General features: G+C 61.0%; 16 protein-coding genes. 4 read left to right on the top strand and 12 right to left on the bottom strand.

The window, feature by feature from the left end:
- Positions 1 to 288: 288 nt before the first annotated feature.
- From RUH75_RS05280 to phhA, 3 genes are all read right to left on the bottom strand, one after another.
- On the bottom strand, positions 289 to 1,551 hold the full coding sequence (locus RUH75_RS05280) for an MFS transporter (protein WP_313802900.1): 1,263 nt from the start codon (positions 1,549 to 1,551) through the stop codon (positions 289 to 291).
- 210 nt (positions 1,552 to 1,761) lie between these two features.
- Entirely contained in the window at positions 1,762 to 2,085 is a 324-nt protein-coding gene (locus tag RUH75_RS05275) for a hypothetical protein (RefSeq protein WP_313802898.1), read from the bottom strand.
- A gap of 190 nt (positions 2,086 to 2,275) precedes the next feature.
- Entirely contained in the window at positions 2,276 to 3,115 is an 840-nt protein-coding gene (phhA, locus tag RUH75_RS05270; RefSeq protein WP_313802896.1) for a phenylalanine 4-monooxygenase, read from the bottom strand.
- A 185-nt stretch (positions 3,116 to 3,300) separates the two neighbouring features.
- Here phhA and RUH75_RS05265 point away from each other — a divergent pair, with 185 nt between their 5' ends.
- The 4 genes from RUH75_RS05265 to kynU all read left to right on the top strand — a co-directional run bounded on the left by RUH75_RS05265 (position 3,301) and on the right by kynU (position 6,728).
- Positions 3,301 to 3,765: an Lrp/AsnC family transcriptional regulator gene (locus RUH75_RS05265; RefSeq protein WP_313802894.1), complete on the top strand. Its 465-nt coding sequence runs from the start codon at positions 3,301 to 3,303 to the stop codon at positions 3,763 to 3,765.
- 178 nt (positions 3,766 to 3,943) lie between these two features.
- The gene (locus RUH75_RS05260) at positions 3,944 to 4,867 is read left to right on the top strand and encodes a tryptophan 2,3-dioxygenase (protein WP_313802892.1); all 924 of its coding nucleotides are present in this window, start codon (positions 3,944 to 3,946) and stop codon (positions 4,865 to 4,867) included.
- Positions 4,868 to 4,869: 2 nt separating this feature from the next.
- Positions 4,870 to 5,490 carry an arylformamidase gene (gene kynB, locus RUH75_RS05255; protein WP_313802890.1) on the top strand — a complete coding sequence of 207 codons (621 nt, stop codon included), beginning with the start codon at positions 4,870 to 4,872 and terminating at the stop codon, positions 5,488 to 5,490.
- 8 nt (positions 5,491 to 5,498) lie between these two features.
- Entirely contained in the window at positions 5,499 to 6,728 is a 1,230-nt protein-coding gene (kynU, locus tag RUH75_RS05250) for a kynureninase (protein WP_313802888.1), read from the top strand.
- 177 nt (positions 6,729 to 6,905) lie between these two features.
- Here the strand turns inward: kynU and gloB are convergent, their stop codons facing one another.
- From gloB to RUH75_RS05205, 9 genes are all read right to left on the bottom strand, one after another.
- Positions 6,906 to 7,688: a hydroxyacylglutathione hydrolase gene (gene gloB / locus RUH75_RS05245; protein ID WP_313802886.1), complete on the bottom strand. Its 783-nt coding sequence runs from the start codon at positions 7,686 to 7,688 to the stop codon at positions 6,906 to 6,908.
- The gene (locus tag RUH75_RS05240; protein WP_313802884.1) at positions 7,688 to 7,981 is read right to left on the bottom strand and encodes a ribbon-helix-helix domain-containing protein; all 294 of its coding nucleotides are present in this window, start codon (positions 7,979 to 7,981) and stop codon (positions 7,688 to 7,690) included. Before RUH75_RS05240 ends, gloB begins: the two co-directional genes overlap by 1 nt.
- A 204-nt stretch (positions 7,982 to 8,185) precedes the next feature.
- Positions 8,186 to 9,076: a transporter gene (locus tag RUH75_RS05235; RefSeq protein ID WP_313802882.1), complete on the bottom strand. Its 891-nt coding sequence runs from the start codon at positions 9,074 to 9,076 to the stop codon at positions 8,186 to 8,188.
- Positions 9,077 to 9,246: 170 nt separating this feature from the next.
- Entirely contained in the window at positions 9,247 to 11,280 is a 2,034-nt protein-coding gene (locus tag RUH75_RS05230; protein ID WP_313802880.1) for a sigma-54-dependent Fis family transcriptional regulator, read from the bottom strand.
- A gap of 235 nt (positions 11,281 to 11,515) precedes the next feature.
- Positions 11,516 to 14,323, bottom strand: a complete 2,808-nt coding sequence (locus tag RUH75_RS05225) for an FAD-binding and (Fe-S)-binding domain-containing protein (RefSeq protein ID WP_313802878.1) — start codon at positions 14,321 to 14,323, stop codon at positions 11,516 to 11,518.
- Between the two features lie 124 nt (positions 14,324 to 14,447).
- The gene (groEL, locus tag RUH75_RS05220) at positions 14,448 to 16,085 is read right to left on the bottom strand and encodes a chaperonin GroEL (RefSeq protein WP_313802876.1); all 1,638 of its coding nucleotides are present in this window, start codon (positions 16,083 to 16,085) and stop codon (positions 14,448 to 14,450) included.
- A gap of 106 nt (positions 16,086 to 16,191) precedes the next feature.
- Positions 16,192 to 16,548, bottom strand: coding sequence for an MmoB/DmpM family protein (locus tag RUH75_RS05215; RefSeq protein WP_313802874.1), 357 nt, complete (start codon positions 16,546 to 16,548; stop codon positions 16,192 to 16,194).
- 33 nt (positions 16,549 to 16,581) lie between these two features.
- Positions 16,582 to 17,298: a hypothetical protein gene (locus RUH75_RS05210; RefSeq protein WP_313802872.1), complete on the bottom strand. Its 717-nt coding sequence runs from the start codon at positions 17,296 to 17,298 to the stop codon at positions 16,582 to 16,584.
- On the bottom strand, positions 17,238 to 17,473 hold a 236-nt coding region (locus RUH75_RS05205; RefSeq protein ID WP_313802870.1), incomplete at its 5' end, for a helix-turn-helix transcriptional regulator. The genes RUH75_RS05210 and RUH75_RS05205, both read right to left, overlap by 61 nt.

Below are 17,473 nucleotides of genomic sequence, written 5' to 3'. Positions count from 1 at the left end.
AGTATCGAGAGACGGGACTATTGATCGGCCGATTCAACCTGCCGGTCTGCACTTGATGACAATAAATTTGAGGCTGAAGTTCTGCAAAGGGCTCTTGCCACAGGCGATACGCGCTATTTCGCCACGGCGCTTATGGCGTCATTCTAGGAGCATTGAACGAGTGGCTTTTGTTGGCCAGGTTCAGGCATCCAAAACGGAAAAATAGCCCGTCCGCGGGGGCAACCAGAACTCGCTGCTGAGTGACTGGGAAGGGTCGGACGAACCCGTAATATAGACCAATCCCTGATCTCAGCTTCGTAGTGGCCGGGTTTCCGGAAGCGTCAGCAGTACCGGAAGCACCGCCAGCGAAACCAGCGCGATCATAATGCCGGGCGCTGTGGTCGACCCTGTCCACTCCGTCAGCACTTGCGCAAGCCAAGGCGTCAGGCCGCCAAACAACGCCGTTGCGGTCGTGGCGCCAAGGGCAAGTCCGCTCAGCCGCCCCTCCGCTGGAACCTGTTCAGCCGTCGCCACCGCGCCCACGGCACTGACGCCGCCGGCCAGCGCGGCGAGCACCACGGCGCCGATCAGCGATGAAAACGCTCCCGCTTCGGCAAGTAGGCGGAACGCCGCATAAGGCAGCGCCGCTGACAGGATAGCGAGGACTACGAGCATCGGACGACGCCCGAACCGGTCGGCGAGCAAGCCGATGAAGGGCGTCACGACTATCACTGCGACCGCGGCGACGGTCGCCAGTTGGAGCGCATCCGCTTCGCTGAGCCCGCCCGCCGACACCAGGTGGATCGGCAGGTAGGTGATGCCGATATAGTAGGTGATTGATCCAAGGGCCGATATGGCGAAGCCTCGCGCCACGCCCGATCTGTAGCGCGACACAGCATGGCCCAGCGGCCTGCTCACCAGCGTCCCTGCCGCGCGATGGACCTCGAACTCCGGCGATTCCCGCATCGCCGCCCGGGCCAACAGGATCGTGCCCGCCAGCACCGCGCCGAACAGGAAGGGTAACCGCCAGCCCCAGCTTTCCAGCGCCGGAGCAGGCAAGAGGCTCACGGTAAGTGCCGATACGCCCGCCGCCAACAACCCTCCAATCTCGCTGGTCGCCGCCGCCATCGAGGTGACGAACCCCCGACGATGCGGAGCCGCGCCTTCAAGCAGATAGGCAACGACGCCGTTATATTCGCCTCCCACTGCAAAGCCCATCACGCAGCGCAGGAGCAGCAGCAATATCCCAGCGGCCGGCCCGATTTGCGCCACTGTCGGCAGCAAGCCGCTTAGCAGCATGGCTACTGTCATCAACGCCATCGACACGAGCAGCGTCGTCCGTCGTCCATGCCGGTCGCCGAGATGTCCGAACACCATCGCGCCCAGCGGCCGCATCAGGTAGGCGACGGCAAAACCCGCCAGCGTCGTGAGCATCGCGTTCTGGCCGACGAAGAACAGCCGTGCGAGCACCGTCGCGAGATAAAGGAACAGGGTGAAATCATACCATTCGACCACGGTGGAAAGCGCCGCGAGTGTAAGCGAACGGCGGTCCAGTGGCTTTGAGGCGGTCATGCTCCACCTTTATCACCATCCGGTACTGCGGCAATCGCTGCATCGACCGTCCTGAGGTGCATACAACCACCGGGCAGGAGCATCGCACCTTATCCCCGGCATCACGAAGGGTCGGGACTGTCACATATCGCGATTGTTGGAAATTTGTTGGTAGTTGCGATTGGGAATTGTCAAAAAATTTCTTATTTTCAATCCTATAGTGGGGATGGATTAGTTGTCGCAATATTCCCAACGGCCAGCATTGCAGGCGGCCACCGCGTGGCGCCAAGCCGCCATCCTGCGCGCATATTCGGCACGGGCGTCTTCATATCTGTCGCGTTCGCCTTGGGTCACGCGATAAGTCGGGCGGTTCCTGGCGTCGCGCTGGCGGACATAGGCGAGTTGTTGTTGGTTCATTCGCTTGATGATCGCGCGATCGCGTGCGCGCGCCGCGGCGCTGCGCATCGTCGGATCGCGCGGGTCATCGGCAAGCGCCGCCGCCGGCAGTAGCGCCACACCCAATGCAAAGGCGCGAACAAACGAACCAAGCTTCATGAACTTTCAACCCTCCTACGCTCTCGCCCGCTATTCGCCCGATGGCTGACGCATGGCAACCGATTTGCGACGAGTGGGGATGTCTGATTGCGGTTGCGGTTTCATCCGGCCGGTGCCGGGAAGGCCCGTCCAGGAACACCGGCACATGCGCGGCAGGATCGGCGGTCATTCCACGATCATGGATGCATGCTCATTTTTCGGCGAGATAGGGTTGGTCGCTTTCGCAAATGTCCTCCGGCGCGATCATCGGCAAAGCGCCGATGATGCGGTAAACTTCGGCGAAATCGGTTTCTTCCATCACTCGGAGAAGTTCCTCAAAACTGTCAACCACAAAATAGACCCGCTGAAACTTGTCGAACAGATAGTCCGTCCGCATCACGCGAGGCAGATCGAAGCGCAGATGACGGGCATCGGCATCGGTCAGGGCATGCACCGTCTCCGCGTAGCTGGAAAGCATTCCCGCGCCATAGGCCCGCAGGCCGTCTGCTTCATTCACCAGGCCGAATTCGACGGTATGAAGATAGAGACGCGCCAGGAAACCGGACATCCCCCATTGTTCCGCGCGCAATCCCGCCCGACCATATTGCACCATGAACTCTGCAAAAACCGGATTGGCCAGCATCGGCAAATGGCCGAACAGGTCGTGGAACATGTCCGGTTCCTCGCTATAGTCGAGCGAGTCGGCCTCGCGCAGGAAATTCGCCGCCGGAAAGCGCCGTTCGGACAGATGTTGGAAAAAGGCGTCGTTCGGTACGATTCCCGGCACCGCGACGACCTCCCAGCCCGTGGCGGCATGAAGCAGTGGGTTGAGTTGACGATAATCCGGTATGCCCTTCCCTGTGAGATGCAGGAGATTGAGTCCGTTCAGGAATGTCCTTGAGGCATAGCGCTCGAGCGCGTGGCTTTGCCGATCGACCAGCTTGTCCCAGCTGTCATGTTCTTCCGCAGTGAACTGATTCCAGTTCTGCGGCATCGTCCAATCCGTGGCGACGCCCTGCGGTGGAGTGTCGAACATATGGGCGATAGCCATCCGGGGCCTCCTGAAACCTCGACGTCCATCATAGGTGCCATCGCGGCGGACATTGTCCCGAACTGCTGGTCGGAACGGCCCGTTTGCAGAACATCGTTTCGCTGTTCCCATATTCCTGATAACGTTGTTCTGAAAAGGGGCAGCATATCGAGCGCCATGTATGGAGCTGCCGGAGGGATGACGGAATGGATCACATCGACCGGAAGATCGTCGCCGAACTCGAAAATGATGGGCGCATGTCCTTCGCCGCCTTGAGCGAGCGCGTGGGCGTTTCCAAGTCCCCGGCATGGCAGCGCGTGCGTGCCCTGGAGGAAGCCGGCGTGATCCGGGGCTTCCATGCGGAGGTCAGTCCATCGGCTCTCGGTCTTGTGGTGGAATGTCTTGTCGACGTCCAGATTCGACTCGATGCCCACATCGCGTTCGAGGACGCCGTTCTGGCCCATCCGGCCGTGATCGAATGTCGGACCACGGCGGGCGACAGCGACTATGTTCTGCGCATCTTCGCCCGGTCCATGGAGCATCTGGACGACCTGTTGCGTCATGATCTGTCGAAGCTTCCAGGCGTGCATCGGCTGTCCACCAAAATCTTCCTGAAAACGATCAAATCACGGTCTTCCCTGACGAAGTGGGCGGTTGCCAGCGCCCATTGACCAGGCGACGCGGCCATCGCAGAAAAAATGGGATCGAGCCCGTCCTGGCACCTATGGCCGCGGCCGGTTGGATTTTCGTTGAGCCTTTTCATCTCATGCGGAGTATATTTCGCCTTGCGCTTGCCTGTCGTTCGCTCGCGCCATGATGATTCAGGATTGTCCTGTTCATTCAATGATAATGTATGGGAGCCGCGCGTTGAAAATCCGTCGTTTCGTCGAAGATGGCGTGGAAAGCTTCGAAGCGCGCATCGATGGGGAAAATATCCAGTGGGATCGTGGGCTCTCCTATGCCCGGCATCTCCAGATCGAGAAGCTGCTTTCGGCGCAGGTGCCCGTGTCGGACAAGCCCGACGAACTGCTGTTCATCATCATGCATCAGACGATGGAACTCTGGATCAAGCTGGTCCTGCACGAGACGGGCCTGACTCTGGAGGCGATCCGGAACGACCGCCTGCGCCGGGCTGAAAAATGCCTGGACCGGATCGCGACCATCCAGCGGCATATGATCCATTCCTGGGAAGTGCTGGCAACCCTGACCCCGCACGATTTCCTCACCTTTCGCGGCTATCTTCGCAAGGCATCCGGCTTCCAGTCGCACCAGTATCGTGAGCTTGAATATATGCTCGGCAACAAGCGGAAGGATCTGCTGCTCGTCCATCATGAGACGGAAGCGCATGCGCGTCTCAGCGCGGTGCTTCACGCGCCTTCGCTCTATGACGAAGTGCTGCGCCTGCTTGCAAGGCGTGGCCTTGCCATTCCAGCGTCGCATCTCGATCGGGACTGGAGCAAGCCCTATGTCGCCTCGGACGAGGTCGAGAATGCGTGGCTCGAAATCTATTCCGACGTCGATAAATATGAAGATCTTTATATATTGGGGGAGAAAATCACCGCGCTGGAATATTATTTCCAGGAATGGCGTTTCAAGCATATGAAGACTGTATCGCGGGTGATCGGGCACAAGCCCGGCACTGGCGGATCGGCCGGCGTCAACTATCTGGTGAAGGCCCTGAACCTCAGCTTCTTCCCGGAACTGTGGTCGATGCGCACCCGGATGGTCGCGCCGAAGGCGGGCCCTAATTATGCCGATGGCCAGGAACCGTGAGGATGTGGGATATCTCCCAGACGCTGCGCGCGGGCCTGCCTGTATGGCCGGGGGAACCGCCCTTCACGCTGCGGCGGCTGGCGGAGATCGACGTGGGGTGTCCGGTGAATGTCGGGGCGATCGAGACGTCGCTGCACGCCGGGACCCACGCCGACGCCCCGTTGCACTATGCCATTGCAGGCAAGGCGAGCGCGGAATGCGATCTGGAGCCTTATATCGGCCGTTGCGTGGTTCTCGATGTCCGAGGGGCACGGGAACGGGTGGAGCAGGGGGACGTGGACTGGACCGCCGTCGAAGGCGAACGGCGCGTGCTGCTGCGTACGTTCGACCGCTTTCCCGCCAATGGCTGGGTTTCCGATTTCACCGCCATCGCGCCGGATGTGCTGGCCCGGATGCGCGATATGGGCGTGCGCCTGATCGGTACCGATGCGCCGTCGCTCGATCCCGAAACCTCGAAGACGCTCGACGCCCATCAGGAGATGTTGCGGGGCGACATGCGCATATTGGAAGGGCTGGTGCTGGACGATGTTCCCGCCGGAATCTTCGAACTCATCGCCCTGCCTCTCAAGATCGCCGGAGCCGATGCGTCGCCGGTGCGCGCTATCCTTCGGGAGATGAATTGATGTCCCCGATGGCAGACGCAATTGCCGACCTTGACGCCCGCGATCCGCTCGCGCCTTTCCGCGCTGAGTTCCAGCTTCGCGAGGGCCTGCTCTATCTTGACGGGAATTCGCTTGGCGCCCTGCCCAGGGCGACCGCCCCACGGATCGCCGACGTGGTTTCGCGGGAGTGGGGCGATGGGCTGATCGGATCGTGGTTGAAGGCGGAATGGGTCAGCGCGCCGCAGCGCATAGGCGACAAGATCGCCCGCCTGCTCGGCGGCCGTCCCGGCGAGATCGTCGCGGCGGATTCGACATCGATCAATATCTTCAAGGCACTGGCCGCCGCCGTCTCGCTTCGCCCGGATCGCCCGGTGATCCTGTCGGAGCGGACCAATTTTCCCACCGACGTCTATATGATGCAGGGGATGGAGGCGTTCAGCGGCGGACGGCTGCGCTCCCGGACAGTGGACCCCGCCGATGTCGTCGGCGCGCTGGACGAGGAAGTCGCCGTCCTGCTGCTGACCCAGGTCCACTACAAGTCCGGCCTGATCCGCGACATGACGGCGGTGACCCGCGCCGCCCATGAAAAGGGCGTTCTGGTGGTCTGGGACCTGAGCCATAGCGCCGGCGCGATCGAGGTCGATCTGAACAGCGCCAATGCCGACTTCGCTGTAGGCTGCGGCTATAAATTCCTGAACGGAGGTCCGGGCGCGCCGGCTTTCATCTTTGTCGCGGAACGGCACCAATTGGCTGCCAGGCCGGTGTTGTCGGGATGGTTCGGCCATGCACGGCCCTTTGCCTTCGAAGAGGATTATGAGGCGGTGGCCGACATTGGACGCTTCCTTTGCGGGACGCCGCAGGTGCTTGGCCTGTCCGCCCTCGAATGCGGCATCGACCTCATGCTGCGCGCCGACATGCGGGAACTGCGCCGCAAGTCCGTGCGGTTGGGCGAACTGTTCATCCAGTGCATGGACGAGCGTTGCGCGGAGTTCGGCTTCTCGCTGGTCAGTCCGCGTGATGCCGCCCGGCGCGGCAGCCAGCTTTCCTATGCCCATCCCCATGCCTATGAGATGATCCGCGCGCTGGGCGAGCGTCAGGTGGTGGGTGATTTTCGCGCGCCTGACGTACTCCGCTTCGGCTTGACGCCGCTCTATCTCCGCTATCGGGATGTGGTCGAAGCGGTCGAACAACTGCGCGGCGTCTGCGTCAGTGGGGCATGGGACCGCCCCGAATTTCGCGAGCGCGCTGCCGTTACCTGAAGCGCGGCACTGTCCGCCATCTTCGTTCAAGAGGTTTTCTGATGCTTGACCTTCCCCTTTAGAAAGGTCGCAGTCGTTCAAGGCGCGCGTGTCCTTTGTCGGAATGCGGTTTCTCGAACAGAGCAGGTTTCGATCCGATGGCATCGGATCGAAACCTGCTCTATCTTAAAATATATTTTATAGGCCAAAATTGTTCTTCTGATCTCTCAGGATACTGTAGAGTTCGACCTGTTCCTTGATATGGGATTTTTTGATCGGGATCGAAAAGAACGGGTTCGTTCGGCGTTCCAGACCAATCGTGCTGGGAACAGTCGGGGAGTTCTGTCGCATTTGTATTGCCTCTGCACGGGCAGAGAATTCCTGGTCATTATGGTAGTCGAGGCTAAGGGCGAAGGTTGCATTTGCAAGGCCATATTCATGGGCGCAATAAATGCGGGTTTCGGCGGGCAGGGCTGCAAGCTTGAGCAGGCCGTTCCATGCCATTTCGGGGGTGCCCTCGAACAGGCGACCGCAACCCATCGTGAAAAGCGCATCGCCGGAAAAAACGGCATCTACCTTCGGGACATAATAGCTCAAACTGCCCAAAGTATGTCCTGCCGTCTCCATCGCATGGATCGTCAGGTCGCCCAGGATGATGACGGCGCCGTCGCGGATGCCGACGTCTATTCCCGGGATGCGCTTTCTCTCCGCCTCCGGCGCGATGACGCGGGCGCCGGTGGCCTCCTTCAACATGACATTTCCACCAACATGATCGTCGTGCCAATGCGTGTTGAGGATGTAAGTCAGATGCCAGCCCTTCTGTTCCAGCAGGGCAATCACCATTAACGGGTCGGGCGTGTCGATCGCGACAGCTCTTCCGCTTCGACGGTCGGCCAGCAGATATCCGTAATTGTCGGCACGGCAGGCGAATTGAATGATTTCGCCTGTATCGGTCTGTTTATGATAGCGATAGTATAACATCATTTTTCTCCCGGAATCGCGCTGCAACCTTGTCCATGCTCAACGCCATATTGCAGGGCCATCACGCGCAAGCATGATGCGAAGTTGGGCAGGTCCTGTTCGGACTGTCGAACTTCATCGTGAAGAATGGTGACCAGCCGGCCCAGGCTTTTCCCCTCGGCCGCGGCCATGCATTCCAATATGTCCCAAAAGCTCTTCTCAAGGCGGACGGATGTGGAATGGCCATGAATGCGGACCTTCCGCGTCGCCGGACTATAGTTGTCCGATGAAGTATGGCGATAAAATCGGCACATAGCCTTCCTCTCCCAGCATTCCAGAACCTTGACGGCTTATCCGACGTTTTGCGGTTGCCGGTTACAGGGAAGTAATCAAACTTCGTGCCAACTTTGGCTGGAGCGGTTTTCCAACGAATTGCGGCGCCCCAGGCCCGCAAAGCGGGACGCGGGACGCCGCATGAAACAGATTTGTGTCAGTCTGTATCGCTTTGCTTCGGATAATCAGAAAATATAGAGGCCCCGGATCAGCAGGCCGATGTCCTGACGGAAGCCGCCGCGCACGTTGAACTGATGGTTGACTTCACCCATCAGCTGAAATTTGGACGTCACGAACTTCGACGCGACAAGCCGGGCCTCGTCAAAATGGGTGCGATTGCCGTTGTCGATTCCGTCAAGCTTCTGCTTGCCGCCCCGCATGCCCTGATAACCCGCAGACAGGGTGAAGCCGTTGGCGAATTTGTGGTTCAGGAAGGCCTGCATCTGCACCGTTTCCGACTGGGTCAGCAGTTGCGCGCCATTGATGCCGGCTTTGTCGTTATGGCTGTAGAAGATCAGGTCGGCAGTCAGGTCGACCGACCAATTTTTGCCGATGCCTTTCGACAGGGCGATTTGGGGGTCCCAGACGAAGCGATTCCCGCCGAGATTGACGGCCCTTTCCTTGTCATATTTCCCGGTGGGAAGGGTCGTGTACAAGGTGAGCCCAACATAGGTCCTGTTCCGGGTGTCATTGATTGGCCAGATCGCCGCCGCAACGATGGTGTCGGCCAGGCCCGAACTGGAGTTCAATTTTTGCCCTGCAACTCGCGCCTTGTTAAGGGAGCCGAAGGGCTGCAATACCTCCACGAGCGCAAGGGTGTCCCCCACGTTGAAATAATGCGCCAGACGCGCAATGCCCAGGTTCAGGTCGAGATTGGTGCCGTCATCCAGGCTGGGGCCGCTCACCGGCGCCAGCCTGTCGTGATTGGCGTAGATCGCATATCCGAGGAATGCCGTAGTTCCGGCCGGTGCCGTGACGAATTCCTCCGGTTCCAACTCCAATGCTTGTGCCTGATTGCTGACGGCAAAGGGAAGCGCAACCAATGCCGCAGCCGCCAGATTACGAAAAAAACTCATAACACTCTCCCACTATTATTCAGCAGGAGACATTATGATTGACGTTTTAAAATGAACGGAGAAGTTATTGTTGAACCATGCGGATTACAAAATACTCTGTGCCATTAAAGATACAATATTACACATTATAGTACTACACAAAAACTATTCAACAATGACGTAGTATTTTGTTACTGCAATATTCCGTCATCACCAAGAAGGCTCTGGTTTATCTCAATCGGACTGATTCGCTTCAGGCCATATTGATTCATCTTCCGATAGAGCGTGCTGCGTGACACGCTCAACATAGCTGCGGCCACGGACAGGTTTCCACCCGCCAGGCGGATGGCCTTGCTGATTGCCAGCCGCTCGCCGTCGGAAGGAGGAATTGCCGCGGCCATGCTCTCTGGAGCACTGACTTTCTCCAATTCTTCGGTGCGCGCAATTTCTCGCGGCAGGACATCCACATCGGCTATATCATCCTGGGCGAACAACAGGCTGCGCTCGACGACATTGCGAAGCTCCCTGACATTGCCGGGCCAATCATAGTCCTCCAGCCTGGCCATGGCTGCTGGAGTGAAGCGCACCGGCCGGCGATCGTGACGGTCGGCTATGCGTGGATTGAAATAGTCGATCAGGCGCGAAATATCGTCCCGCCGCAGGCGCAGGGGAGGGACTTCGACCGCAGTCACGCTCAGGCGATGATATAGGTCCAGACGAAAACGTCCCGCCGCCACCTCGGCCCGCAAGTCGCGATTGGTCATGGCCACGATCCGCGCATTGACGCGACGCGGCTTGCTGTCGCCTACCCTGTACACGACCCCTTCTTCCAGCACGCGCAACAGATAGGGCTGCAATTCCAGGCTGAGTTCACCGATTTCATCGAGGCAAAGCGTGCCGCCGTCCGCTTCCTCGAACCGGCCGATGCGTCCTTCGCTGCTCGCGCCGGTAAAGGCCCCGCGCACATAGCCGAAGAGTTCGCTCGCGATCAGATCTTTGGATACCGCACCACAGTTGAATGCGACGAACGGCCCCTGTGCTACCCTGCTCTCTCCATGGATGGCGCGGGCGAACAGTTCCTTGCCCACCCCGGATTCACCTTCGATCAGGACCGGTACGTTAAGCGGGGAGATGCGGCGGGCCATGGCGATCGAGTGACGAATGGAGGAGCTTTCGCCCACGATGCAGTCGAACTGCGATCGGGCCGGGTCTGATTCATCCCGGATTTGACGCGGGGGCGCGGCGCGGGAGCGCTGCTGGGAAGGGATGACCAGCAAATGGCCTCCCAGTTCGCCATCGGAAACAAGGGGACGGAGCCAGTCGCGCGGCAGGCCGGGTATCAATTCGCTGATCGGCCTGCCATCATCATCCAGGATGCGCGTGCCGCGCCTTAGTTCGGGCAGGCTCAGTGCCAGGCGTTCGCTCAGAACCTTTTGCGCCAGTCTGCTGGTATAGACGATGCGGCCGAAGGCATCGATCGCGATCAGATCGTCGCCCGAATGTCGTTGGCTGTGTTCAAGACCCATTTCCATCAGGCGAAGATGCTTTGCCTCGACCTGGCGGGTCAGCCGCTGTTCGATCTGACTGGCCGTGACAACGGCAAGCGCCAATATCTGAGCATTGGATTGCCCCTTTTTGGCGGAGATGTCGAGAACGCCCAGGATTTCCCCATTCAGGGGGTCCCGGATGGGCGCCCCGGCACAACTCCAGCCCTTGATACCCTCGCAATAATGTTCGCCAGCGTGGACCATCACCGGCCCGCCTATGGCAATGGCAGTCCCGATTCCGTTGGTGCCGGCATCGCTCTCCGTCCAGAGTCCGCCCTGCATCAGCGCGATGTCCATCCCTGCATGGACCGTATGGATGTCGCCGGCGGTTTCGAGCACGACTCCCTTGTGATCCGTGATCAGCATCAGCGAGCTGGTGCCCGCCAGCAGGTCTGCCGCCTGGGTCAGGGTAGGGGCGGCCGCCTGAAGCAATTGCCGGTTGCGGTGCCGCAGATGCGTTATTTTGTCGTTCGCGAGATAGGGCGCATATTCCACGCCCAGATTGACGTGGGAGCGCTGGCAGCGCTGCCAGCTCTGTATCACGACATCCCGCACGAGCGCAGGTTCGCATATCGACCCGGATACGAAATGTTCCCAGGCCCGGACCACGGCATGATCACGTTCTTCCAGGACCGCCAATGACGTTTGGCCCGCGCGATCAAATGCGTTCATACCCATCTACACCCTCCCGCGTCCTCCGCAGATACCAGGCCGGCGAATTGATTGGAGAACCCCTTTCCCAAACATGGTCCTCAAACAATTGCCGGGCCTGTTTTCCCGGGTCTGGCCGATCCGGGGTCGCATCGACCGGAGGTGCTTCTCCTTATGTCAGGCGGATGTCACCCATGGGGTACTCCACCGTTATACAATAGTTTAGGCCAGGTTCCCGGGCATGGGTAGTAATATTATACCCCTATTGGCGTGTCGCCTTTTCAACCAGATAAGCCAATGATCGATAAGAGATTCCGGAATGGCCGGTCAGGCCGATTTCGCAGGTGCGGCTGGTGGAATAGCCTTCCTTGCACCCTGCGGGGACCGACTCGGGCAGATCACGCAGGGCGTGGTCGTTGAGTTCGGGGAGCATGAACCCCTTGTCCCCCGCAAAACCGCAGCATCCGATGCGGTCCGGGATCACCACATGGGTGGCGCATGACCGGGCCACCGCCGCGAGTTTCGTTTCCAGGCCCATCCGCCTGCTGCTGCACGTGATGTGGAGCATCACGTCCTCGCTTACCGGCGCGACATGCAGGCGTGGCAATATCTCGTCATGAAGGAATTCGGCGATGTCGATGAGTTCGATCTTTCGACCGGTAGCCGCCATGCGACGTTGCAGGCGGAAGGTGCAGGGGCTGGTATCGACCAATATCCGGTTCGATCCGGTGGCTTCAGCGGCATCGAGCACGGCGTCGGCCATCTGGTCCGCCGTCTCGATCAGGCCCTTGCTCTCCCACGGCATGCCGCAGCACAGATCTCCGCCGCAGGACAGGGAGCCGAGCGTCAGCCCCGCCCGTTCAGCCAGGGTCTGCAACACATCGATCAGGGATGTCCCGTCCGCTTCCTGCGCGGACGGCCCGAATGTACGCGCGGCGCAACTGGGAATGTAGAGCCAGTCATATCCCGCTTCATGGGCGGTCGGCGTATATTTTATCGGCCGGGGCAAAGCTTCCGGCGCGATGGGGGTGCGTCCGCCCGTCACATGCCGGGCCGACCGGGTCAGCGCCGCGAGCCTCTCTGGCCCCAGCACGCGCGATGCCGCGCCGCCGACCGCGAGGGACGCCCGCGTGGCCATCAGCGTCGCCGGGAAATGATCCGCAAGGGCGCTCCCGACGCGCCGCGCGATGGCGCCCCGGCGCTTGCCGCGCTCCTGCTTCATCAGCAGACCGGTTTCGATCCCCACCGGGCATGCATTCGCGCACAGGCCGCATGCCGCGCAACTGTCCACGCCCGCAAAGGCATAGGACTTCTTCAACGCCTTGCTGTCCTCTCCCGCCGCCTCTCGCCGGGCGATCTCTCGCGCAACCACGATCCGCTGGCGCGGTGACAGGGTAAAGCCATGGGACGGGCAGGTCGGTTCGCAGAAGCCGCATTCCATGCATTGGTCGACCAGCGCGTCGACCTGTGGCAAGGGCTTGAGATGTTTGAGATGAACCTCGGCATCGTCGTTGAGGATGACGCCGGGATTGAGGACGCCCTGCGGATCGAGCAGCTGCTTGATCTCCTGCATCAGCCGGTAAGCCTGGCTGCCCCATTCGACCTCGACAAAGGGCGCCATGTTGCGGCCGGTGCCATGCTCCGCCTTCAGCGATCCGTCAAAGCGCACGACAACCAGATATACGACATCTTCCATGAAGCGCCGATAGCGCTCGACCTCCACCGGATCGTCAAAGTTCTGGGTGAAGACGAAATGCAGATTTCCTTCCAGGGCGTGCCCGAAAATAATCGCGTCGTCATAGCCATGCCGGACAAAGAGTTGCTGGAGGGCGACCGTCGCGGCGGCAAGATGCTGGATCGGGAAGGCGACGTCTTCGATGATTACCGTCGTGCCCGGACGCCGCATGGCGCCCACCGCCGGAAACATGCCCTTGCGCACTTTCCAATAGGCATCGGTCACGGCCGGATCGCGTTCGAAGCTGGCGGGGGCGAGCATCTGCTGGCCGGTCAGGCTGTCCGTCACTTCCGCGATCCTGGCGTCCAGTTCCGCAGCGTCATTGCCCCGGACTTCGACCAGTAGAGCCGCTGCGGAGGGGCCGAGTTCCCTGATCCTGTCGGGAATGCCGGGTTTGCCTTCCACCGCGCGAAGCGAGGCCCGGTCCATGATCTCGGCCGCCGCCACCGGTCCGCCGCGCAACGCCATGACCGCAAGGGCGGCCGTTTCCACGTCGGGGAAAAGAAGAAGCGCGCTCGCCTTGTGCGCATGATCCGGCACCGTGCGCAGCACGACCTCCGCAATGAAGCCGAGCGTCCCTTCCGATCCGATCAGGAGGTGCTGAAGGATGTCGAGAGGATCGGTAAAGTCGATCAGCGCATTGAGCGCGTAGCCGGTCGTGTTCTTGATCGCGAATTTGCGGCGGATCAGGGCGCTCAAATTTTGGTCGGCGCGAACCGACCGGCCCATCGCGCCGAGTTTTTCGAACATGTCGCGATGGGTCCGGATGAACGCCGCCCGGCTTTGCTGGTTGCCCGTATCGACAACCCACCCGTCAGCCAGAATGATCCGCATGGATTCCAGCGTCTGATAGCTGTTCTGGGCAGTGCCGCAGCACATGCCGCTGGAATTATTGGCGGTGATGCCGCCGATCCTGGCGCTGGCGATGGACGCGGGGTCCGGTCCGATCTTGCGTCCATAGCGGGCGAGCATGCGATTGGCCGCCGCGCCGATCACGCCGGGCTGCAATTGGATCGTCGCTCCATCCGCGCTCACTTTCGCCTGCCGCCAGCCGTCGCCCAGCACCACCAGCAGTCCGTCGCTGATCGCCTGTCCCGACAGGCTGGTTCCCGCCGCCCGGAATGTGACGGATGCGCCATGACGCGCGGCGATTTCCAGGACGGAGCGTACCTCCGCTTCCGATTCCACGATGATGACCAGTTCGGGGATCAGCCGGTAGAAGCTCGCATCGGTGCCATAAGCGAGCCGGCGCAAATAATCCCCGATCAAACGGTCCTTCGGTATGACCGAACGCAGTTCGCGCTCGACACGCTTGGTCATCAGTTCATCAACCATCGGTGCGTCTCAATTTTGTCATTCATGCCCGCTCCGCGGGAAAAAGGGGTGCTTCCACGCAGGCCTGTGGAAGCACCCATCGGAGCGGCAAAGGCGTGATGGCCGATCGCCAGTCCGCCGCCGATCAGGCCCGTCCGTAGACCTCAGCGCCACCGCCGCGCGCAGGGCCGGCGGTAGGATCAAAGTCCTCGGGCAAGTCGACCACCAGCGAATGGGTCGTCAGGATGAGCTTGGCCACCGACACCGCGTTGGCGAGTGCGGCGCAGGTCACGCGAACAGGATCGATGACCCCGGCTTCGAACATGTCGCCGAAGGTTCCGGATCGCGCATCGAATCCGGCATGATCCTCCGCGTCCATCACCCGGGCAACGACCTTGTCGGGGTCCTGCCCGGCGTTGCGGGCGATGATCGCCAGAGGCTGGCGTATCGCTTCCTGCACCAGATGAATGCCCGCGCGAGCGCCGTCCTCATATTCGCTCGCCAACGATCCGAGATGTTTGGACACTTGCACGAGGGCCGTGCCGCCGCCGGGCAGGACGCCCTCGTCACGGGCCGCCCGCGCCGCATGAAGCCCGTCATCCAGCAACTGGGCGGTGCGTTTCTGTTCGACCGGCGTCGCGCCGCCCGCCAGAAGCAGCGCGGTGCCCCGCGTGAGCTTGGCCAGACGCTCGGCATATTTGTCCCGCTCGATATTCTGGGGCGCTTCATCCCATAGCCGCTGAACCAGACGCCGGCGACCGGCGACAGCCTGTTCGTCGCCCTTCGGCCCTTGAATGACGGTCGCGGAGGCCGTGATCCGCACGAAGCCGGCTGACCCCAGGTCATCGAGCGTCGCTTCCTCGATCCTGCCGCCCAGATCGCGGGCGATCACCCGCGCACCGGTCATGATCCCCAGATCTTCCATCATCGCCTTGCGCCAATGGCCGAATTCCGGCGGGTTGATGGCCACCACGGTTCCGCGCCCCTGAACGCGCGCCTGCATCATGGCCGCGATCGCATCCGGCGAGATTTCATCCGCGACGAGCAGCAGCGGCCTGCCGCTGGGCTTCAACGCGTCCACCAGGCGCAGGATGGCATCAGCGGAGGGCACCTTGTGATCTGTGAGCAGGATAGCAGGGTCGGTCAGCTCGGCCGCCAGGCTCGACGCATCCGTCGCCATATGATGCGACACGAAACCGCGATCGAGCACGACGCCTTCATCGACCTCGAGCCGGGTTGGTGAGCCAGGCAAGCCATAATCGACGTTGATCACGCCTTCCGGCCCGACACGCTCCACCGCTTCGGCGATCAGGGCGCCCAGTGCCTCGTCCGTCGCTGCCACATTGGCCACCATGAGCAATTCGCCCTGCCGTGCGGGCCGCGCCAGATCGCGCAACGCATGCGTCACAGCTTCGCTGGCGCGATCGATGCCCGCAATGACATCGACGGCCTTATATCCCTGCTCGACCATCGGTACGCCGCTCTGGACCAGAGCGTTGGCAAGGGCAGTGGCGGTCGTCGTGCCATCGCCGGCGACTTCGTTCGTCTGCATCGACACTTCGCGGACGACCTGCGCGCCCAGATTTTCGAAGCGGCAGGGTAGTTCGATTTCCGCGGCTATGCTGACGCCGTCCCGCGACACCAGCGGGGTGCCGATCGGACGGTCGATGATCGCGTTCGTTCCTCTGGGGCCGAGCGTTCCGACCACCGCTCGGGAAAGCTTGTCGACGCCACGCGCCAGCGCGGCGCGGGCTTCACCATCATACAGCATGATCTTGGCCATCGGTCTTCTCCTGTTTCGTCTCCCGCTGTTTTACGTGGAGATCGGGTTTGTGGGTGGGTCAGGGAAGTGACGCTCCGGCAGGATGATCCCGCCGGAGCGCGGCACCTCATTCGTAATCGAGCGCCTCGTCCATGTCGCCGAAGAGAATGATCGTGTTCTCGTCGATCATCACCATCCGGCCATAGTGGGTCGAAGTAGAGATTTCGAAGATATGGGGGGTCATTTCGCGGCCAAGGGCCTCGCTGATTTCCTCCATGTTGAAGATGATCTTGCCTTCGCCATCGACGCGGATCATTGCCGGAAGATACGTCACCTTGATCCCGGGCTTTTCCTGCATCACTTCCGCGATGCAACGCGCTTCGACACTGTCGTTCATCGTGACGCCGCACTGATGAGAGATCGTGCGTTCCTGCTTGATCTGATCCAGCGGCGTGAAAAGCTGCTGCTCTGTCGTGATTGCCATGCTCTGGGTCCTTTCTGCAAATGTTCGGTTGGCTTATTCAGCCGCTTCGGTTTCAAGGCCGGGCATCGCCACCTGGGTGGCGAAGACACCGATTTCCTTGACAATGGCCTGAAGGCGATTGATCGCTGAGGCATAGGCGTCGGCGAACTGGGCGGCCTTCACGCGCGGTTGCGACCAGATCGGCTGGAGGTCCATCGCGGCCTGGGTGGCGATCGGCTGATATTTGTCGAACCAGGCGTGCAGAACCTGACGGTTTTCTTCGCCATGCACCGGATCGCCGACGAGGAGAGCGAACAGTTCGACGGTATTGGCAAGGTTGCGCTCATAATCGGCTTCGGCGGCCGACACGACGGCGGGCGTCGAATAGTCGTTCTGGGCGGCCGCGACCTGCATGACCAAGCCGGAGCGGAAGAGTTCGCCGACGAGCGGTTCGAACAGGACGTTGATGATGAAATATTGTTCGAGGAAGTCGTCCGCGCCCCGGGCGCATTCGATCAGTTCCCGCGTCTTCTGCCAGATCGGGTTTTCGAGCCAGGACCGCTTGCCGGCATCGACGTCGAAACCATCGATATCCAAGCCGACTTCACCCAGATAGAGCGTCAGATCCTGGGCCAGACGCAGTTTGTAGGACGAATTGGTCAGGATCGCATTGTTGACCATCTGCGTGTAGCCGTAACGCTGCGCCCGCATCAGGGAGGTGCCGGCACCATATTCGGCATGCTTGTACGCGCCAAGATGTTCCTGGAGCACCTTGACCCAGGCTGTGTCGAACCGCTTGGGCGCGCCGGCCCGCCGGGCAGGTCGGTGATCAGCCCACGCTGCAGGGCTTCGAAGACGGCTTCCCCGCGCGAGCTGACGGCGAGCTTGCGGTAGATCTGCTTCACGTGGGAGCCGACGGTGTTCACGGAAATTTCCAGCGCGGCCG

Origin of the sequence: Sphingobium sp. (assembly GCF_032153725.1) — a bacterium.
Taxonomy (GTDB): Bacteria; Pseudomonadota; Alphaproteobacteria; order Sphingomonadales; family Sphingomonadaceae; genus Sphingobium.
Note: the sequence above shows the minus strand (reverse complement) of the source record. Positions and strands in the feature narration are given on the sequence as shown.